Source organism: Corynebacterium sp. SA-MJD20WY100, from assembly GCF_039822565.1.
GTDB classification, from domain to species: Bacteria; Actinomycetota; Actinomycetes; order Mycobacteriales; family Mycobacteriaceae; genus Corynebacterium; species Corynebacterium phoceense_A.
In genome coordinates this window covers 29959-49486 of record NZ_JBCJKS010000012.1, presented here as the reverse complement: position 1 = coordinate 49486, position 19528 = coordinate 29959, and the positions used below count along the sequence as shown (strand labels likewise).

Sequence of the window (19528 nt, the reverse complement as noted above, 5' to 3'; positions counted from 1 at the left end):
GCAATCCGACGCGGCCGAACGCGCGTGCCGCAATGGACCGAAAACGCCGAAGGCCGCCTCGCGCGGACGCGAGGCGGCATCGGAAAGCTGGGGCTTAAGCCGCGGCGACAACGGCGGCGAGACGGCCGGCGACCTTGCGGGCCTGCTCAGCATCGGCAGCCTCGACCATGACGCGGAAGAGCTCCTCGGTGCCCGAGGGGCGCAGGAGGACGCGGCCGGTGCCGTCGAGCTCAGACTCGGCCTCGACGATGGCGGACTGGACCTCAGAGCTGCTCATGATGGTCGTCTTATCGGCGACCGGAACGTTGATGAGGACCTGCGGCAGGACAGTCATGACGGATGCGAGTTCCGCGAGGGACTTGCCGGTCTTCGCCATGCGGGCCATGATGTTCAGACCCGTGAGCGTGCCGTCGCCGGTGGTGGCGTTGGCCGGGATCACGACGTGGCCGGACTGCTCGCCGCCGAGCGAGAAGTTACCCTTGCCCAGTTCCTCGAGGACGTAGCGGTCGCCCACATTGGCCTCGATGACGGTGATGTTCTGTTCCTTCATGGCCAGCTTGAGGCCCAGGTTGGACATGACCGTAGCGACGAGCGTGCTATCGCGCAGGCGGCCTTCTTCCTTCATTCCTACGGCGAGCAGCGCCATAATCTGGTCGCCGTCCACGACGTTGCCCTCAGCATCGACGGCGAGGCAACGGTCAGCGTCACCGTCGTGGGCCAGGCCCAAGTCGGCACCGTGCTCGCGGACAGCTTCCTGCGTCTTTTCAATGTGGGTGGAGCCGCAGCCCTCATTGATATTGAGGGCATTCGGCTTGTTATGGATGGCGATGACCTCGGCACCGGCGGCCTCGTAGGCGCGCGGGGCAACCTTGGAGGCGGCACCATTGGCGGTGTCAACGACGACCTTGATGCCGGTGAGGTCCACCGTGACGGACTCCGCGAGGTGCTTCAAGTAGCGCTCGCGGGCGTCCGGGGCCTCCGTGATGACGCGGCCGAGCTTCGTGCCCGTGGGGCCTTCCTCGGTGAGCGTGTCCATCTGAGCCTGAATCTGATCCTCGATAGAATCCGGCAGCTTGCGGCCGCCCGCAGAGAAGAACTTGATGCCGTTGTCCGGCATAGGGTTGTGCGAGGCGGAAATCATGACGCCGAAATCCGCGCCGTAATCATCGGTGAGGAAGGCGACGGCCGGGGTGGGCAACACGCCCACGCGCAGCACGTCAACGCCGCGGGAGGCGAGGCCCGAGGCGATGGCGGCGTCAAGCATCTCGCCGGAGACGCGGGGGTCGCGTCCGATGATGGCGAGCGGGCGGCGCTCGAAGGATTCGCGGTCGGCCGTGAACACCTCGGCGGCCGCCTGCCCCAGCTTCAAGGCCAGGATCGGTGTCAGCTTCTGGTTCGCGAGGCCGCGAACTCCGTCGGTTCCAAAGAGTCGAGTCATGTATTCAATTATGCACCGTAGGCGCAGCCTGCTCCACGTTAGGGCGGAGTCACCCCCTGCTCATGCCTCCTCGCACGCCGAGCGAGCCGGGTCCTGGATGAGCTGCGGCTAGGTCGACAGGTCTTACGCGGTCGTAGCTGGGTACGCGGGGTTCCATGAACCACGCAAAGGCGTGGTGGCGCTCAAGCAGGATGCTTTCTTCCTGCCCAATAAGCTCACGCGCCGTATCCGGGATCGGCGCACCCGGGGAGCGCCGCACCCGCATATCCACGCCGTACCACCGCAGCGAGAAAGTGCGCTCCCACGCCTCGTAAATCTCCTGCAACGAGGGCGGCTTCACCTCGATGACGTCATAGAGTTCCTGCGGATCCGCCAGGTCCTGGCGCGTGGGGTCAAGGTCCACGAATCCCACGATCCACGCGAGCACTCGCGCGGCCTCGATGCTCCAGGCCGCCTGCAGCAGGGCGTCGGGATCTTTCGAGTCGCGCGCATGCAGCTGTGCCTCCGTGAGGCTCATCGTGCGAGATGCCGGGCTTCTCCGGGGACTCTCCTCGCGCACGGTGGACTAGGCGTTGAGAATGAGCTCCATGCCTGTCCTGCTGCCCAGCGGCCCGTGGGGCGAGCCGGAAAACGGCGAAAGCCGCCGCTTCCACGCGGGAAGCAGCGGCTTTGGCGCAGTAAGAGCGAAGATTAACGCTTGGAGTACTGCGGGGCACGACGTGCCTTGTGCAGACCAGCCTTCTTGCGCTCCACGGCACGAGCGTCACGAGTGAGCAGGCCGGCCTTCTTCAGGGCAGCGCGGTCACCCGGGTTGTAGACGTTGAGTGCGCGGGCGATGGCCAGACGCAGTGCGCCAGCCTGGCCGGTCGGGCCGCCACCGTTGACGGTGACCTTGATGTCGAACTGACCCTCACGCTCAAGCAGCGTCAGCGGCAGGAGGATGTCCTGCTGGTGCAGCTTGTTCGGGAAGTAGTCGTCGAAGGAACGGCCGTTGACGACGATCTCGCCAGCGCCAGCGACCATGCGGACGCGGGCGACGGCGCGCTTACGGCGACCGACGGTCTGGATCGGACCCTCGTAGTACGCCGGGGCAGCAGCCTCGGTCTCCTCAGCGGCCGGTGCGAGCTGGTCACCGATGGTGTTGGTGAACTCCTCGGTTGCGGCGGTAGCTGCAGCGATGTCAGCAGCGTCGGCTACGTTGTTGTCGATGTTCTGCTCGGTCATTACTGTGCCACCTGCTTAAACTCGAAGGTCTCCGGCTTCTGACCGGCGTACGGGTGCTCCTCGCCTGCGAAGACGTGGAGCTTCTTGACGGCGGCGTCATTGAGCTTGTTGTGCGGCATCATGCCACGCACAGCTTCTTCGATGACGCGGACCGGGTTGGTGTCCAGGGACTGGCCCAGGGTCATGGTCTTCAGACCACCCGGGTAGCCAGAGTGGCGGTAACGCATCTCGCGCTCACGCTTGTTGGAGGACACGTGGACCTTGTCGGCGTTGATGATGACGATGTGGTCGCCGCAATCAACGTTGGGTGCGTACTGCGGCTTGTGCTTGCCACGCAGCATGTCTGCCACGGTGGAAGCAAGCTTGCCCAGCACCACATCGGTAGCGTCGATGACGTACCACTGGCGGGTGATGTCACCGCTCTTCGGGTGGAAAGTAGACAAGATGACTCCTTTAAAAGTCTCTTAAGTAGGCTGCCGGCCATCGCTGTGAACCTTGGCTTCCCCACTGCAGCGGCCGGTGGAGACCTGTAGGAGGAAGCTCGCGCAGCGCTCCACGGCGCGCGCGATGAACACACAGGGTGAAAATTCTAACCCGACCAGCGGCTAAAACCCAAAACGCCGTATTCTCCGCTTCCCAGCCACGGCACGGCGGGCCCCTCCCCAGGTAAGCCCGCCGCCCGTGCGCGGCCGCCCCAGCGGCCGCAGGAAAGCGAAAGAATACAGCGTTATTTCAGGTTTGTGCAGCTAGTAGCCGATTGTCTCAGCCCGGTCCGTGCGAATGCGCGTCTCGTATCCAAGGCAGCGTCCCCATCACGCATGCCCTCGTCTGTCCATTCCCTCTAACGGTGCACCGAGAACGCTTCGCCCGCACGGGCCGCGACCTATCCCCAGCTCGCCGCTGCTCGACGGTTGACGTCGGACATACGGTCGTTGCTGTCGGCCACCGTGGCGGAGATGGTGGCGAGCACGGTGTTGAGTTCTGCGGCGGCGCGGTCCCACTTGTCCTGGGCGGCCGCATACGCCGCAGCGGAGTCACCCTCCCACGTGGACGTCTTTGAAACGTCCACCTTTGTGGTGCATCTCCCCAAGAGCATGTGCACAGAGATACCCGACTTCTACAGCTCCACAGTGGACGGGAAGGTAGTGAAACGTCCACGCTTGGTTGCACGTGACTACGACGAGGCGCAGCGGTATCTGCGCGAGGCGATGGAGTGGATCGCCGATAATTTCATTCCCGGTGGTCGCGATGCCGTCAGCGGTGGTGATTTCAATTTCGATGAAAGCACCCCGCATGTGCAATTTATGGCGGACACGCTCTCTCCCGACCCGAAACATCCTGGCAAGCTCAGGTGTGCACCGGGCTTGTCCTACTCGACGCACCCGGAGTCTGTGTACACGTCCGGCCCTAAGCGTGGTCAGCAGATCAGCGGCCAGCAGAAGATTCTCGATGCCCAGCGCGGCCTGCGTGAGTACATGTACGCCAAGTGCTATCCAATTGAGCTGGAGGTCTCGGAGCGTCACGATGAATCCCTCACCCTGGAACGCTTTCAGAGGATCGAAGACCAGAAGCGTCTCCTGGCTCAGCGCGAGCAGGTCGTGGCTGAGGCTGAACAATTTTTGAAGGAAGACCGCGAGGCGGCTCATCGACTCGGCTACGGTGATGGGCTGCTTGCTGGACGCAAGGAAGGGTTCGACCGGGGTCTTGATGAGGCACAGGCGGAGACGCAGGCAGACCGTGACGCTGCAGCTGCTGATCGCCAGGCCGCCGCGCAGGAACTGCAACGGGCACGTGAAACGGTACAGCGACAAGTCGAGCAGGCTCGCCGTAGGGCGCGTCAGGAGGCCGAGGACGAGGCTAAGCAGATCAAGGCCACTGCTGAGGCTGAGCGTGCACAAGCCGCAGACAAGCTCACTGAAGCGAACAATCTGTTTGGCGAAGCTGCTCAGGAGCGGGAAGAAGCTGAGCTAGAGAAATCAGCCGCAGCATCCGACCGTGCCGCCGCTGCAACGGAGCTGGATAAGGCCAAGACTGTTCACGAAAAGGCCAAGCGTGAGACACAGAGTTTCCTCAAAACCTCACGTGAGCAAACCATGATCCAAGCACGCCGCGACATCGAAGCGGCCAAGGCTGATCGCGAAGCAGCGGCAGCTGACCGTGCACAAGCGGCACAGGAACGTGCCGCCGTGCAAGCCGACGCTGACGGAATCCTGGCCGCCGCACAGGCCAAAGCAGCGGAGATCGTCGAGCAGGCGAAGAAGAAGGCCCTGGCCACGGCAAAGGCTGTACGTGATCACATGTTGGTTGTGGACTCGGAGTTCTTGGATTACATGCTCAAACAGCCGGGTGTGCAGGACATGTACGACAAATTCGTTGAGCGAGCGTTCAGCAACCCGCTTCTCGGTGGTAATCCGGTCAGGTACGGTCGGACCGTCGCCGAGGAGCGCGCCTTCATCGAGCGGCAAAAGCGCCGCAGCGCTGAGGCTCAAGAACGCCGAGCACGCCAGCGTGGTGATGGCGACCGTCAGCTGTAGCGGCAAGGGTACTGCTGAGCGTCTTCCAGAGAGTACGCTCAGCAGTACTGTTAGGCGTGCTGCCGGGTGTACTGCTTAGAGTCGCCGGGGCTGTACGCCCTGCCCTACTGCTGAGGGTTCTGGTCAGTGTTCACTACAAAAGCGTCGTCTCAGATCGACGCTCAGGCGTACGTCCCAGCGTTCCTGTCGCAAGCGTTCGTCGTAGCGTACGCCCCAGCGTTCCTACGGGAGCACGCTGCTGGAATGTACGCTCAGGCGTTCCCTGGAGCGTACAGATGGCATTTGTTCGCTGCACCGTACGCTCCACAGTTTCCTGCACCGTACCGCCCGCAGTCGATTGTGGCGTTCGCTCCACAGTATCCTACACCATACCGCTGAGCGTACGCTCCAACGTCGTCTCCAGCGTTCGTCTCGACATCACCAGTCTTTTCCGCCAGCCAGCACAGGGAAAGCTCGACGGCCAAAAAATAACGGCCCTGCTCACCCCTAGGGGCTTGCAGAACCGTTAAAAGTTAAGTTAAAATGGAGGGTTATCCGTTGCGGCATTTGCACCGGCAAAAGCTGGTTGCTTGGCCTGAGCTTTGGTCTTGACCTGAGTCTTGGCGCCGCGCTTCGCGGCACGAGCTGCGGATTCACTCTTGGAATCGATCAACTGCACGGTGTCGATGCGAGCTATGAGCTTAAACTGTTCGACGCCCTGGGTGTCAACAAAGCGATCAGTACGCAAGCTGTAGGAAATCGCAACGCGGTCGCCGGTGCGGATATGGGCAAACACGCCTGGCACCTCGACATCTGCAATGTAGCCTGCCAATTCGACAATCTCCGACTCGACCTCGCCTGTGTTCTTGTTAACAAAGCTGTTGCGAGCAAACACAGACAGCTTCACCGTCGCACCGCCAGCACGATTAGGGAAAATCTTCGGCTCAGATGCAGCGTGGCCGACGACAGTACCGTTGTTGAATGGATTGGACATGGGAACCTCCCTGGTCAGATACGAATCTTCTTTCAGTCCCCGCTCCGAGGCAGCTCTGCTGCCAAAGAAGGAATCCACACACCCTGCACCGCACCCACCGATGCGCTGGTGGCGCCTCGGGACAGTTCAACCCAAGGTGAGCGCCGCCAGCGCAGCCACGTTCAATAACAGTGAGTGCCGGCGCATAGAAAAAATAGCCCTGACCTGCACAAAGGCAAATCAGGGCTAGATGAATTAGGCAACCGGTTCGGGAATTCCCGCCTTAACTCGACCGATATGAACACCCTCTTCGAGGGCAGGGACCAGGACCTCAAGCGCCCCGACCATAGAGGCTTCCACAAGCAGCTGCGTGAGTCTGTGATCGCTGGATGCTTCGCCAGCAGCCTTGATCACGATACTTGCACGGGTATTGTGTCCACCGGCCAGCAATAGACACGCAAGCATGCTGAGTGCGCCCGCGCGTAACTCTGGGTTAGGTAGTTGCTGAGCAAGGTCTGTGAGCAGCTCGTCGGCTATCTCAGGGTGTTGTAGCAGCTCGCCAAGAGTGAGATCGCGGACGTCAGCACTAGCCACCATGGCGGCAACGAGGCGGGCCTGCGCTTCGTCGCGGCGCCCTGCGGCCAGGTCTTGACGCAGTGGCAGGATGAGGTCACGGATAGGGCCAACCTCGTCCAACAGCTCAGTGGCGTGACGCATGAGAGCCTCGCCCTCTTCTGAACGAGCCGGATCGCACCGCAGTGGGTCTAGAGCCTCATCGCGGTCAGGAGCGATGAGATCCCCCTTAGAGAGCAACTCCTTGGTGCTAACGGCCGCGTGAACAGGGGCAATCAGACCAGCTAGGAAGCTCGGGTCGTACGTGGATGCAGGCCGGTCGGTCCACAATGCGGTGTAGCACTCGTCTTCACTGATGCCGCGACAGTGCCACACAACGTCGAGGTTGTCGATGCTAGCCGTGACGACCTCGCTGATGAACGGGTAGTTCGACGACTCAGCAACAACCACGGCGAAGACGGCGTCGGCACCGAAGCTGTTGATGCAAGCTGTGATGTCAGGCAGGGAATTGGAGTCACCGACATCCATGCGCAAGACAGGCCCGAGGCTACAGGTGCTGTCATCGATGCGCTTGAGCAGCATGAACACGACGGAGTTGGCAGGGTGAAACCCGAGGATGCCGGGGATTTCAGCAATGAGGGCGGCCGGGGATGGGAGCGGAGACGGTACAGACATGACCAGGACCTTTCGTACTGTGACGGATGTTCAGTCATCAGTCCAGAACGACGCTCTGCGTCGTTAGGTCAGTTCTGCCAACATCCGGGTCATCTCTTGCCAAGCCGGTGCGAAGAAAGTCCCGTACCCGCGATGAATCAGATACGGGACTTAGGGGCGTAATCTAATTACCGCCTTCACCCTCATGCTTGTCCCGGATGAGCTGCTCAAGGATTTGGTCGCGGAAGAACTTGATGCCCTCGTCATCGAACAACACCAGGTCATCAATTTCCTCACGCCCTTGACGCTGATGCCAGAGAATGCGCATGAGCATGTCACCGAAACTAGAGGAGTTCCGAATCTGTTCATCGGTGTTATCACGGACGAGGGCCATGATTGCTTCGTCGGCCTTGATGTTGCCCCAGGTGGTCGAAACGAAGCCCTGAGCAGCCTTGAGGTCTGTCTCCTTGCCACGTGCAGCCAGCATCTCATTGATGCGCTCCACGACCTCCTGCAGCGGCCCCAGCTCCGGCTCAGCGCCTGTACCGGTCTTAATCTCGGCCTCAAACTGTTCACCGGTCCACTCGCCGTTCTCGGCGTCGCTGTTGGAGGTCAGGCCAAGTGACTGGTTGATCATCGCAGGCTGCATGGACAAGCCTTCGAGTCGCACCATCTGGCCGTAGTCCTGCGGCGTACCACCAGCCTCGTCGATGAGCAGGCGGCGCAGATGGGACAGCAACAGCGCACGCTTATGGATGACTGGGTCACGGTAGTCGAGAATCTGAGTCAGGAACTCCCAGGCAGACACGTACTTACGGGTGAGCTTGCGGAAGCCCTTGACTATCTCGATGCCTTCCTCGTCACCCTTGAGACGGGCTTCGCGTAGGTCGTCCTTCCACTCAGCGGCAATACGCTGCAGCGGTGCCATGAAGTCGGTATGGGTAGCATCCTTACCATCAGCTACGGCACGGGCGATGGCGTTCATATCGTCCTCTGTGTAGTACTCCAAGGCATCAAGCTGTACTCCCATCTGCTCCAGCACCGCAGGATCAGTAGGCGTAGTGATCGCGGCATCCTGGTAGTAGCGCTGGAAGGCATCGAGGATGACGTTCTCGTCGTTGACGAAGTCCACAACCATCGGCGCCGTCTTGCCCTCGTGGGTGCGGTTAAGTCGGGACAGTGTCTGTACGGCCTCTAGGTCCTTGAGCTTCTTGTCCACGTACATTGCCAGCAGGCGCGGCTCGTTGAAGCCGGTCTGGAACTTCTCCGCGACGATGAGGACGCGGTAGTCCATGTCGCCATCCTTGAAGGCCTTCTCGACATCTCCCAGACCATTCATGTTGGCCTCGGTGTACTCGTGATCACCCGTCTCGTCGAGGGTCAACGACCCGGAGAAGGCCACCAGCGCCTTGAACAGGTGCTTGTAGTTATGGTCTTCGAGGTACTGATTGAACTCACGCGCCCATTTCACGGCCTGCTCACGTGATGACGTGACCACCATCGCACGAGCCTGTCCGTTTAGCTTGCCCAGGACGTTGGTCTTGAAGTGTTCAACGACGATTTGGACCTTCTGGGCTAGTGCCGTGTCGTGCAGCCGCACGAACTTATAGACGTCAGACACGCCCTTTATGAGTTCGACCTCGGAGTCTTCAGATTCGGCCTTCTCAGCGACACGGGCGAACATCTCGTAGGTGGAGTAGTTCTGGAGCACATCGAGGATGAAGCCCTCGTCGATGGCCTGGGCCATGGTGTAGGTATCGAAGGCCCGGTACTCGTAGCCGACATCGGTGGCAGCGTCATGCTTGGTGCCGAACAGCTGCAGAGTCTTCGGCTTCGGAGTAGCGGTCAACGCCACGTAGGTCATATTGACGGCCTCGGTCATCCGGCGCTGGTTGTAGAGCAGCAGGTCATCGCCGCTCATCTCCTCGTCCTCGGGGGCATCTTCACCAATGTCCGCCAGCAGCTGTCGCAGTGCTGTTGCAGTCTTGCCTGTCTGGGAGGCGTGGGCCTCGTCGGCGATGATGGCCCAGCGGCGTGAGCGCAGCTTGGCGTCGCTTTCAATCTTGTTGATGACCTCGGGGAAGGTCTGCAGCGTACAGGTGAGGATAGTGTTGCCGGTCTCCAGCACGTCGGCCAACTTCTCGGACTTCGATTTGTAGTCCTTGTCGCGGGTAATCGGCGTGACCAGGCCTTCAGAGGCACGGAGCATCTGCACACTGTCACGGAGGTTCTTGTCCAGCACGGTGCGGTCGGAAACCAGAATGACAGAGTCGAAGGTGGACGAGCCGTCTTGGCCAACATGGCGAATCATTCGGTGGGCCAGCCATGCAATCGTCTTGGTCTTGCCGGAGCCAGCGGAGTGCCAGATGAGGTAGGACTTGCCCGGACCGTTGACCTCAATGTCGCCCATGACGTTCTCGACGGCTCGCAGCTGGTGGAAGCGCGGGAAGATGAGGGTGCCATCTGCACCTATCTTCTTCTCCTTCGGCTCGAAGAAGGCATAGGAGTTGAGGATGCGCAGGAACATCTCGCGGGAGAGCACTTCCTGCCAGAGATACTGGGTAGCAATACCGTCCTCGATGGGGTCGTTACCGGCATGGCCGTCGGCCTTACCCCTGTTGAAGGGCAGGAAGAAGGTGTTGGCTCCTGACAGCTTCGTGGTCATGTAGACCTCGTCGTCGGAGACCGCGAAGTGGACCAGACAGCGCCCCGGCTGCAGGATGCGGGCATGGGCATTGGGTTTGCGGTCCTCACGGTACTGGGTGATGGCGTTGATAACGTTCTGCGTGGAGTCGGACTTCAGCTCCAGCGTGGCCACCGGGATGCCGTTGACCGTGAGCACCAGGTCGATGGTGTCTTGGGTCTTTTCGGTGGAGAAGTGCACCTGGCGCATGACGCGCAGGGTGTTGCCCTCGGCCTTCTTGACGGCTGTAAGCGTGAGCGGGTCTTCCGGCGGGAAGGCAACCATCGGCCCGAACTTCGCTGTTGGACGGCCCGGGCGAGAGTACGTAAAGCCGCTATGGAGGATGTGCAGCAGTCCTGCGTTTGGCTGTCCAGTCTTGCGGCCTACCACCGGCTTCTTGTCCAGTTGAGCGGCCAACTCAGCCAGCAGCGATAACTCAGCGCGCTCACGGTCTTTGCCGGTCAGCTTGTCGGGCACGGCCTTGTCATAGGCATCCGGGTACTGCGTCTGGAGCCAGTGCAGCACGTCAGCAGTGTGCAGCCCGAGGCTGGGGTTGAACCCGGCGTCGGAGCCGTTGTTCTCGTAGGTCCACCCACGCTGGCTGAGTGCGTCGCAGATGGTATCTTCCAGGCCTTTTTCCAAAAATGCGTTAGACATGAGGGACCTCTCTCTGGCCGGTGACTACAGCCGTGATGAGTGCCGCGCGGCGCTCTTTGAGCAGGTCGCGCAGCTCGTTGCACTTGTCAATCATGGTGTCGATGCGGGCGGTAGCGGCGTCGAGTCGCTCGGCAATGCGTCGCTGCTCGTCGAGGGGTGGGAGTGGGACTGGCATGGTTAGCAAAGTGTCTTTGCCTAACTCGATTTGGTTGGTACTGCCACGGGCTTCTCGCACTAGCCACTGCTCCTGCGCCCTGAGGAAGTATGCCAAAAATGCACCGAGCAAACTCGAACCATTAGGCCTTACTAGCGTGACGTGTCCGTCTAGGATTGTCGGTTCGGACAGTTCGGTAACCAAAGCGCTACGTCCAAGAGTTCCCGTACCGGTTGAATTGACGACCACGTCGCCTTCTTGGAGATAAAGCGACCTTTTGATCGATTTCTTTGCTAAGTCGTGTTGCCGTGCAAGGGAAAAGTCAATCAGGCCACCGGGACGAACACATTTCTGGTTGATAACTCGAAGCCCATTCTCATCAACATACGCAGGTGCAGCCCCTCGACTAACAACTTCGGAATGCGCGCCGAGATGAGACATAGGCCAGAGAGCTTGGGCACTTGAATCACCTGAAGTAAAGAAACTGCTTAGGAGTACTGCCTCTCGTCGCTCCCCCAGCAGCTCGACCAGCTCATCGAGTTTCGCCATCATCGTGTCAATTTGCGCAGTCTCGGTGTCGAGGTACTCAGCGATGCGGCGTTGGGTGTCGAGGTCATAGACAGGGACACTAAGTTGACTCAAAGTAAAGGAAGTCATACTGGGAATGGCTGTTTGTGTTGAGTACAACCAGTACGGCACCGTAGTTGCCCAGTAATAGAGGAAACGTGCATGAGTACGTTCCAACATCACGGTGCTGTATGCCGTATCCACATGCGCGAAAGGACCTTCGACGTAATTAGGCCTGTCAAGGGTGCCCTTGCGTCCAAACAAGACGCTGGGACCGACGCCCATGATCTCATCAGTAGATCCGAAAATGCCGCCAGATCCGTATAGCGGTACTAGACCACTCGTGGTTTGTTTTACGTCGTGACCATTACGGAAATTGACCAAATAGCCCAGCTTGATCGTCTTCAGGCGTTTCACTACTCCTTCACCTCCGCGAATAGCTCAGCCAGCTCCCCCATGACGCGCTGGACGTCTACGTCGATGGCATCCAGCGCACGGACAACCTCCGGCTTGTAGAAGATGCGAGTGAAGGGAATTTCGTAACCAACCTTGGCATTGTTCTCGTCCCACACCACGTCCGGAGCGTACGGCAGGACCTCGCGCTCCATGTGCTCAGTGACATTCTCAGAGAGTGCTACCCGCTCAGTCATCGAGAAGTCAGGCGAAAGTACCGGCTTGCCCTTGCTGTCGAAGGTCAGTTCTGCTTCCGGGTCTTCCACGGTGGCAGCGAACAGTAGGTCTCGCTTCTTCGCCGGGGTGACCTTGAGCTTGCGTTCCTTTGCACGCTGAGTGACGGTCTTCTCCAACTCAACGAAGCTCACACCGTCCAGTCCCTCAAGCAGCTGCGCGTGGGCGGCGGTCATACCCTTGATGGCAAGCACCTTCTGCGTGGTTTCTTCATCGACCTTCACCACCAGCCGAGCGTGCTTCTGCACGGGCACGTCCTTGTACCCCAAGTCATCAGCAGTGAGAATCTTGGAAATAGACGACTCCTTGAAGTCGGAGTAGGTTTCGACAATCGCCCGCTTCTGATCGTCGCTGATGTAGCGGCGCTTCTTACCCAAGGTCTTGGGCATCGGCTCCCAGAACTCAGAAGCATCGATGAGCTGAATGAAGCCTTTGCGGTGAGGCTCCTTGTTGGTGTCAAGAATCCATGCGTAGGTGGCAATGTCAGTACCAAAGAAGATGTTGTTGGGCAGCTGGATGATGGCGTCGATGAGGTCTTCCTCCAACAGCCACTTGCGGATATTGCCGGGGCCAGACTCCGCTGAGCCGTTGAACAGTGGCCCACCATTAGAGAAGACAACGCCTCGTCCGCCCGCACCGTCCTCGCTTGCCGGGCGCAGCTTGTGGGCTACATGGCACAAGAACAGCATCTGGCCGTCCTCCTTACTTGGCAGACCGTGGCTAAATCGGGAGCCTTCTTTCTTAGACTGTTCCGTAACGGAGGCGAGTTCATCCTCCCAATCGGTTCCGAATGGAGGGTTAGAGAGTACATAGTCAAAGGTTTGACCTTCGTAGAGGTCATCGGTCAGAGTATTGCCCTTCCGTAGCGAGTCTGTACGACCGCCTGCAATGAGCACGTCCGACTTGCCAGTAGCGTAACCAATCGCCATCCGTTCCTGACCGAAGATGTCTACAGTCGCGTTAGGGTTGACGGAACGGATACCTTTGGCGCCGTAGATGAGCATTCCTGCGGTACCTGCGGTGGGGTCATAGACAGAGCGAATTGGTCGCGCGTTGACGTTGTAGAGTTCCTTGTCATCGCTGGCGAGCAGCACGTCCACCACTAGCTGTACGGCGTCGCGTGGGGTGTAGAAAGCACCTGCGGCAGAACCCTTCTGCGAGAAGGAGCGGTACATGAGGTCCTCGAATAGGTTACCCATGGAGTACTCATCGAGGTTCTCCGGCGAGAGGTCGATTCTCGCATAGTGCTTGACCATCTGCACCAGCAAATCCTCTTGGGCGAGCAGCTCAACCTTCTTCATGAACTCGAAGTTCTCCCAGACATCGGCAATGTCGGTAGAGAAGGCTCCGATGTACTCTTCCATGGCCTCGTAGGTGATGGCGTTGGTCTCAGCCATGCGCGCTAGTGAGTGCACGGAGGTGTTGTAGAACGGCAACCGCAGCCCGTGGCGAGCAAAGCTGTCCAGCTTGGCGAGTGACTTCTCCGTTAGCGGCACCAGAGCACTAGCGTCTTTGTCGCGAAACCCCTGCTTCACTTCATCTGCGACAAGGCTGTTCATGTACTCCAGCAGCTGAGGCTTGGTCTTCTCCAGGACGCACTCAATGCGGCGCAGCACCGTGAACGACAGAATGAAGTCGCCGTAGAGGTGAGGCTCAACTATCTTGCGGAGATACTTGTCGGCAGTCTCCCAGATGGCGACGTTGGATAGTTTCTGATGATTCACGGATACCCCATTTGTTGTACTCGGATTGCGTTACATGTCGAGTTAAACACAAGGTCTGGACATGAACATGCAAGATGGATAATGTTAATTGTTATTAACACCATCATACAAAACAGTACTCACGAAAACAACCCCAAAGTGCAGATAAAAGGCGGTTTTATGGCGCGTCCAAAGACAGTGCGGCCAGTCGAGATATATCCCGACTGGCCGCTGCGTGGTGACACTGCTGCCCGGCGGGACCAATCGGAGACACTCCGCATCGCGATGGAGCGTCTCAGTGGGGTTGTATCGGCCCGCCAATGGTCGCTACGACAACTTGCTGATGCCACCGGGGTCAACCATGTTTCACTACACAACATACTGACGGGACACACCTGGCCCCGCGCCGAACACATCGCACAAATAGAGTTGGCACTGGGCATCTCCTTGTGGCCGCAGCCGGAGGAAGTGAAACACACCAGCAGTGAGGATTAGCAGAGCTATGGCTTCTTCGCGTCAGCCTCAACCTCGTGAATAGCACGGTAGATAGTTTGCCGAGACACGTTGAAGCCGCGCGCCACGGACATCACCGACTGGCCGTTCTCGACCAGCAGCGCAGCTTGTTGCTTCTGCTCCTTAGTGAGCTTTGGCTTCGGCCCTGCAACTCGACCTTGCGCCCGGGCATGGGCGACGCCCTCACGGGTGCGTTGAATAAGCAGGTCTCGTTCCCACTCAGCCAAGCTCGCCATCACGTTGATGACCACCTTGTCGGCAGGGCGAGAGGTATCGAGAGCAGGCTCCAGGACTCGCACGTTGATGCTGTTGTCGGCAAGGTCTGAGATAGTGGTCACCGTCTCCACAAGGTTGCGCCCCAGGCGGTCGAGACGGGTGACAACGAGAGTGTCGTCCGGGCGCATGCAAGCGAGAGCATCGTCAAGGCCGGGGCGAGACCACTTCGCGCCGGAAATAGTGTCGCTATAGATGTGTTCGGGGTCGCACCCCGCGTCCAGAAGTGCCTCACGCTGGGTATCGAGGGATTGCCCTTGACGCGCCGTCGAGACTCGGGCGTATCCGATAAGCATGTGCACCCCTTCGCTAGTTACAACATGGCTCGATTGTGGACACTTGGGTTTGGAGCAGGCCGTCCGGGGCCGGAACTCGGGCAAAAGACTGTCCAGAATGGTGGGCCATTATCACGATTGTATCACAATTAGTGAATTGACGATTATGGATTGTATCACAATTAGTGAATTGACGATTATGGACAGTAGGATTAGTTTTTCCACGTAATTTTCACTCGCGTGGGATCGAATTTCTTAGCGCCCTGCTTGCCGGGCTGAATGTGTATCTCCATGAGTAACTTTGTCAGGCGTCGCCTATCTTCAACACTGGCACTCTCCCACCATTCAGCAAAGACGACATCCTCCGTCAATTCAGCGGCCAACGGATCAGCGCCGAGCGCTTCAGTGATGGACTGAAGCTCTTCATCAACCTTGGCAAGCTGAGCGGCAATCTTCTTCTCAACACGAGCGAATGTTGACGCGTCAAGTTCGCCATCGATGACCGACTCTTCTAGCGCCTCGCGACGAGCTAACAGCGCCGTACGGTCTTGGAAGAGAGACTGCATCCGCTCACTGAGCGTGTCGTCCTCTGGCGTGAGAGCACTACGCAGCACTTCGAGTGCATCAGGCTTAGACATCCGAGCGATGATGACCTGTGAGACAAGATCATCAACCTCCTCGCCGATGGCCGTGTGACGCTCACCAACGCGGAGGCGCTTGCACGAATAATGGCGCTGCTTGCTTCCATCTTTGCGTGTGCGGACACGGGCGTGCATTGGATCACCACACGTACAGATAAGGACACTAGAGAGATATTTGGTGGGCGCAGCGCCGACGTGGTTGCGACGCCGCGAGGGGTCACGAAGCACTGCATCAAGTTTCTCGCCGAGTTCCTCGTCGATGATGGCAGGCCACTGACCAGGACCAACAACTTCACGATCTTTGTTGACGCGATAGCCGGTGTCAGGGTTGGTGGGAGTGAACGTCGACAACCCTCGCATACGCGGGTTGAGCAGGATGTCACGCAGAGTCGGTGGTGTCATAGGGTTGCCACGGGTCGTGAGAATGCCCCGCTTGTCGAAGACTTCGTGGACAGCCTCACGCAAGGTTTTTCCAGACACGATCATTTCAGCAGCGTCGAGAACAGCCTGAGCCTCCTCGGGAACAATGGTCTTGGCGTCAGCTTCGTAGCCCATCATGCGGTAACCGCCAGTCTTCGGTCTGCCAGTGCGTGCACGATCCACATAGGCCGCCTTAATTCTTGCAGCACGGTCGATAGATTCCTGTTCTGCAATAAGACCAAGAATGATGATCGTGAGCCTCGATGCCGGGTCAGAGGGGTCGATACCGTAACCTCGGTTAGCTTTGATCCTTACCCGGTGCTTTTCACAGAGTTCAAACAGCGCCAAGGTGTCTTTGGTGCGTCGGGTCAAACGGTCAAGCGCATAGACATAGATGACGTCTAACTCTCTGTTCTTAATGGACTGGAGCAATGCGTCGTATTGCGGCCGGAACTCACCACTGAAAGCCGAAACATTGTTGTCCACATATGTAGCGACAACAGTGGCTTCGTCGGCCTCGGCCTGCTTGGTCGCTAAGTGGACCTGACGCTTGACGCCCGCCTCCTCTTTCTTGTCGAGGGAAATGCGAGCATAAATTGCAGCTCGTAAAGGTTGCTTGTCTTCCATGCACTCTATGGTAGCCACAATCCACAGTGTGCATTTCCACTACCCGTCGCGCCGATGCACAGGCCGTGCGGGCCCGCGCCGCCATGCGCGGCCTCCTTGATGTCGAGGTATACCGGGACCCCGTCCGTGTCCACGCCCAAGGGCACATTGAGTCTCTCTCGTCCCGCACGCCCCGGCCACAAGCGCGCGGCAAGCTCGCCGATATCCCGGTGCCCCAGCAACCGCAGCAAGTCCCCGTCCGTCACGCGTGCGGTAGACACCGCACCCTCGGGGCGCCGGCACGGCGCCAACTGGCGGGCGAGGTGCAAGGCGGCGGCCTCCGGGGCGGCATCGGCAAGCCCGAGCTCCTCGTCGCCAGCCTCGGTGACGACGCGCAAGGCCCCGGTCTCATCCGTGACGAGGAAGAGTCCCTCCTGCTCCGCGCGCAAGCCCAACGCCGTGGACGGGCGGGCGCCCACGTCGATGATGGTCGTGAGCGTCTCATCGTGGAAGAAGTCCTCTAGGCCCGTCGTCGTCACCGAGTCGACGAGCAGCACGTGATAGCGCGCCGCCCGGGGCTCGCGCGTGTGGGGCAGCCACTTGAGCCATTCCCAGCCCTCCCCCAGCGCCGAGATGCCCACCGTCTCCGGGCCGTGCGCTGCGGCGAGTTCCATGACCATCGCTCGAGCAAGCTCCCGCGCCCGTGGACCGCCGATACCCAGGAAGCGAAACGCACGCAGCTGAATGACGATGGGCATCCCCGGCAGCTGCCCCGCGGAATGGACGAGCTGGCGCAGGCTTACCGTGCACACTGGATCGACGTCCTCGGGCGCGTCGATATCGGGGAAGGTAATCGGCGTGCACAGCGCCACCGCACCCTCGCCCACGCGCACCGCGAGCGCATCGTCATCCTGCGCGTCGCGCTCCCACAGGCGGTTGGAGCCCACCCACGCGACCAACTCGTCATGCCGCGGATAGTGGTGAACCGCATGCGCACGTTGGGCAGCGGCATGCTCCTCCGCCTTGCCGCGCAACGCCTTGAGGTGCCGCAGGTAGGTGCGGCGCCGCTCGTTCGGATCATCGGCGGAGCCCTGCGGCGCAAACATCGTCGCGACGGAGGCAAGCATCATGAGCGGGAACATGAGCATCATCGGGTTGAGCTCGCGCCCGCCACCGCCGAGCACCATGAGCGCGACCATGCCGAGCATGGCTACGATCATGACGACGGGTAACAACAGACGCACGAGCGGCACGGGCTTGGGCTTCGCGGCGTCCGGCACAGCCTCGGCCTGTAAAGAGCCGCTGGGCAGCGGCGGTGCCGGGTCGCGCGGCGCGCGCGGAATGGTGATCACGGGCATGGAGTACTCCCCCTCGTAGAACTGATCCAGGTACTGGGGCCACCCCACAACCGGCATCCCCCAGCCGTAAGCCCCCTGCTCACGGCCCGTCCGCCGCCGTAGCGGTGGACATGCGCCTACAAGTAAGCCACAATGTGAGCCATTGGGCAAGGGGGACGCCCAGCCGTCCCAGAACATTTCTGGGGCGCCACCACGAAAAATACCGGGGGAAAATTCCGCCATGATGACCGCTACGAGCGTGCGCGTCACCGTCCGCGCGCACGCCGGCCGCTTCCACAAACAAATCGACGTGTCACTGCCCGCCGAGGCCAGCCTCGACGAGGTCTTAGGCGAGGTCACCGATCTTCTCGGCGCGCCGCTGCTGTCCACGCCGTGGCGCGCCGTCACACCAGCCGGCCGCGCGCTCGACCACACCGTGCCGCTGCGCGAGACCCCGCTCTCCGATGGCGCGCTCATCCTCCTGCGCCCGCACACGCCCACCGCCGCTCCCGTCATCCGGGACGCGGCGGAGGCCCTCGCCGCGGTCGGCACCGGCGCCCCGGCCCGCGCACTCGCCGCGACGTGGTCCGCGCTCGGTCTTCTGCTCGCGGCCGCGCTCGGCACGAGCGCGCTGCGCCTCGTCTTCCCGCTTCACCTCGCCGGGGGCGCGGCCTGCGCAACGGCCGCAGCCTGTGCGCTCGTGCTCCACGCCTGGGCACCCGGGGCACGCGCGCTCGGCACCGCGAGCGTCGCCTTCGCAGCGGCCTCCGCGGGTCTCGCGGTGGGCACGCCCCGCTTGGGACTCCTCGCGGCCGCGCTCGCCGCGACGACGATGGTGGGTCTCCTCCACGTCCTGCGCCGGGGCACCGCGTTGCTCGCCGGCGCTACGCTCACGGGCGCGCTGCTCGCCTGCGTCGCCGGGCTCGGCGGCCTGCTGCCCGGTCTGTCCGGTCCCCGCGCCGCCCTCTCGCTTGCCGATGCCCCCGGGCACGCCAGCGCCGCAGCCGCCCTCACCCTCGCCACGTGCGTCGCCATCATCCTCGCCGGTCCCTCGCTCGCCACGCACGCGGCGGGGCTGCGCGTGCCCCAGCTCCCCACCGCCGGCGAGGAGCCCACAGAGGACGAGCTCGGGGATATCCTCGATCCTCTCGCTGACTCCCGTGCCCGGCGCGCCCGCGAGCTCTACGAGGGTGCTCTCCTCGCGTGTTCCCTCGCCTGCGTGCCCGCACTGGGATTCCTCGTGCGTGGCGTCGCAGCGGGTCTGCCCGGTGGCTGGGTCTCAGGACTCGCCGCGGCGATGAGCGGCGCCTTTCTTCTCCACGCCGCCCGCCATGCCTCGGCACGCGGAACGTGGCTGCTCATGGTGGGCGCCGCCGGCGGAGCCATCGCCCTCTGCGTGCTTGCCGTTATCGCCGTGAGTGCAGGGTTCGCCACTGGCACGTGGGTCCTGCTCATCGCCGCCGCCCTCGTTGCCGCAACAGCTGCGACGGCCTGTCTCTGGGCACCGCGCGTCGCGCGTCTCGAACCGACCACGCTCGTGTGGTGTGAGCGCGCCGAGGCCCTGGCGCTCACCGCCATCGTGCCGCTCGCGATCCATATCACCGGCGTCTTCGTCCTGATTCGCGGACTGGGCTAAC

At 60.9% G+C, this 19528-nt stretch carries 16 protein-coding genes; 3 read left to right on the top strand and 13 right to left on the bottom strand.

Annotated features, from left to right (window positions below):
* Positions 1-94: 94 nt before the first annotated feature.
* The 5 genes from glmM to ABJ196_RS07905 all read right to left on the bottom strand — a co-directional run bounded on the left by glmM (position 95) and on the right by ABJ196_RS07905 (position 3758).
* A complete protein-coding gene (gene glmM / locus ABJ196_RS07925) occupies positions 95-1438 on the bottom strand; it encodes a phosphoglucosamine mutase (protein WP_347305996.1) in 1344 nt (447 codons plus the stop codon).
* Positions 1439-1487: 49 nt separating this feature from the next.
* A complete protein-coding gene (locus ABJ196_RS07920; RefSeq protein WP_347305994.1) occupies positions 1488-1997 on the bottom strand; it encodes a DUF4272 domain-containing protein in 510 nt (169 codons plus the stop codon).
* 131 nt (positions 1998-2128) lie between these two features.
* Positions 2129-2662 carry a 30S ribosomal protein S9 gene (rpsI, locus tag ABJ196_RS07915; protein ID WP_347305992.1) on the bottom strand — a complete coding sequence of 178 codons (534 nt, stop codon included), beginning with the start codon at positions 2660-2662 and terminating at the stop codon, positions 2129-2131.
* Complete coding sequence (rplM, locus tag ABJ196_RS07910) at positions 2662-3105, bottom strand: 50S ribosomal protein L13 (RefSeq protein ID WP_347305990.1); 444 nt, start codon at positions 3103-3105, stop codon at positions 2662-2664. Before rplM ends, rpsI begins: the two co-directional genes overlap by 1 nt.
* 440 nt (positions 3106-3545) lie before the next feature.
* On the bottom strand, positions 3546-3758 hold the full coding sequence (locus tag ABJ196_RS07905) for a WXG100 family type VII secretion target (RefSeq protein WP_347306054.1): 213 nt from the start codon (positions 3756-3758) through the stop codon (positions 3546-3548).
* Between the two features lie 49 nt (positions 3759-3807).
* Here ABJ196_RS07905 and ABJ196_RS07900 point away from each other — a divergent pair, with 49 nt between their 5' ends.
* On the top strand, positions 3808-5196 hold the full coding sequence (locus tag ABJ196_RS07900; RefSeq protein ID WP_347305988.1) for a hypothetical protein: 1389 nt from the start codon (positions 3808-3810) through the stop codon (positions 5194-5196).
* Between the two features lie 517 nt (positions 5197-5713).
* Here ABJ196_RS07900 and ABJ196_RS07895 read toward each other — a convergent pair.
* The 5 genes from ABJ196_RS07895 to ABJ196_RS07875 form a co-directional block, all read right to left on the bottom strand.
* The gene (locus ABJ196_RS07895; RefSeq protein ID WP_347305986.1) at positions 5714-6169 is read right to left on the bottom strand and encodes a single-stranded DNA-binding protein; all 456 of its coding nucleotides are present in this window, start codon (positions 6167-6169) and stop codon (positions 5714-5716) included.
* 234 nt (positions 6170-6403) lie between these two features.
* Positions 6404-7396 carry a DUF4192 domain-containing protein gene (locus tag ABJ196_RS07890; RefSeq protein WP_347305984.1) on the bottom strand — a complete coding sequence of 331 codons (993 nt, stop codon included), beginning with the start codon at positions 7394-7396 and terminating at the stop codon, positions 6404-6406.
* Between the two features lie 163 nt (positions 7397-7559).
* Positions 7560-10715 carry a type I restriction endonuclease gene (locus ABJ196_RS07885; RefSeq protein WP_347305982.1) on the bottom strand — a complete coding sequence of 1052 codons (3156 nt, stop codon included), beginning with the start codon at positions 10713-10715 and terminating at the stop codon, positions 7560-7562.
* Positions 10708-11853, bottom strand: a complete 1146-nt coding sequence (locus tag ABJ196_RS07880) for a restriction endonuclease subunit S (RefSeq protein WP_347305980.1) — start codon at positions 11851-11853, stop codon at positions 10708-10710. The genes ABJ196_RS07885 and ABJ196_RS07880 overlap by 8 nt, the downstream gene beginning before the upstream one ends.
* Positions 11853-13847, bottom strand: a complete 1995-nt coding sequence (locus tag ABJ196_RS07875) for a class I SAM-dependent DNA methyltransferase (RefSeq protein ID WP_347305978.1) — start codon at positions 13845-13847, stop codon at positions 11853-11855. The genes ABJ196_RS07880 and ABJ196_RS07875 overlap by 1 nt, the downstream gene beginning before the upstream one ends.
* Before the next feature lie 81 nt (positions 13848-13928).
* Between ABJ196_RS07875 and ABJ196_RS07870 the strand changes: the two genes are divergently transcribed.
* Positions 13929-14321: a helix-turn-helix transcriptional regulator gene (locus ABJ196_RS07870; RefSeq protein ID WP_347305976.1), complete on the top strand. Its 393-nt coding sequence runs from the start codon at positions 13929-13931 to the stop codon at positions 14319-14321.
* A gap of 5 nt (positions 14322-14326) precedes the next feature.
* On the opposite strand, the gene ABJ196_RS07865 is transcribed toward ABJ196_RS07870, so the two are convergent.
* From ABJ196_RS07865 to ABJ196_RS07855, 3 genes are all read right to left on the bottom strand, one after another.
* Entirely contained in the window at positions 14327-14908 is a 582-nt protein-coding gene (locus ABJ196_RS07865; RefSeq protein ID WP_347305974.1) for a recombinase family protein, read from the bottom strand.
* 191 nt (positions 14909-15099) lie between these two features.
* Positions 15100-16575 (bottom strand): recombinase family protein, encoded by a 1476-nt coding sequence (locus ABJ196_RS07860; protein ID WP_347305972.1) that lies wholly within the window; start codon positions 16573-16575, stop codon positions 15100-15102.
* A 5-nt stretch (positions 16576-16580) separates the two neighbouring features.
* Positions 16581-17960 (bottom strand): cell division protein FtsK, encoded by a 1380-nt coding sequence (locus ABJ196_RS07855; RefSeq protein ID WP_347305970.1) that lies wholly within the window; start codon positions 17958-17960, stop codon positions 16581-16583.
* A gap of 172 nt (positions 17961-18132) precedes the next feature.
* On the opposite strand from ABJ196_RS07855, the gene eccD reads away from it, so the two are divergent.
* A complete protein-coding gene (gene eccD, locus ABJ196_RS07850; protein WP_347305968.1) occupies positions 18133-19527 on the top strand; it encodes a type VII secretion integral membrane protein EccD in 1395 nt (464 codons plus the stop codon).
* Position 19528: the final 1 nt, after the last annotated feature.

Excerpts from the sequence above, each read along its gene's own strand:
- ABJ196_RS07860 (WP_347305972.1), bottom strand. The coding sequence starts at position 16,575 with ATGGAAGACAAGCAACCTTTACGAGCTGCAATTTATGCTCGCATTTCC.
- ABJ196_RS07870 (WP_347305976.1), top strand. The coding sequence starts at position 13,929 with ATGTTAATTGTTATTAACACCATCATACAAAACAGTACTCACGAAAAC.
- ABJ196_RS07865 (WP_347305974.1), bottom strand. The coding sequence starts at position 14,908 with ATGCTTATCGGATACGCCCGAGTCTCGACGGCGCGTCAAGGGCAATCC.
- ABJ196_RS07885 (WP_347305982.1), bottom strand. The coding sequence starts at position 10,715 with ATGTCTAACGCATTTTTGGAAAAAGGCCTGGAAGATACCATCTGCGAC.
- ABJ196_RS07895 (WP_347305986.1), bottom strand. The coding sequence starts at position 6,169 with ATGTCCAATCCATTCAACAACGGTACTGTCGTCGGCCACGCTGCATCT.
- eccD (WP_347305968.1), top strand. The coding sequence starts at position 18,133 with ATGATGACCGCTACGAGCGTGCGCGTCACCGTCCGCGCGCACGCCGGC.
- ABJ196_RS07890 (WP_347305984.1), bottom strand. The coding sequence starts at position 7,396 with ATGTCTGTACCGTCTCCGCTCCCATCCCCGGCCGCCCTCATTGCTGAA.
- rpsI (WP_347305992.1), bottom strand. The coding sequence starts at position 2,662 with ATGACCGAGCAGAACATCGACAACAACGTAGCCGACGCTGCTGACATC.
- ABJ196_RS07905 (WP_347306054.1), bottom strand. The coding sequence starts at position 3,758 with ATGCTCTTGGGGAGATGCACCACAAAGGTGGACGTTTCAAAGACGTCC.
- glmM (WP_347305996.1), bottom strand. The coding sequence starts at position 1,438 with ATGACTCGACTCTTTGGAACCGACGGAGTTCGCGGCCTCGCGAACCAG.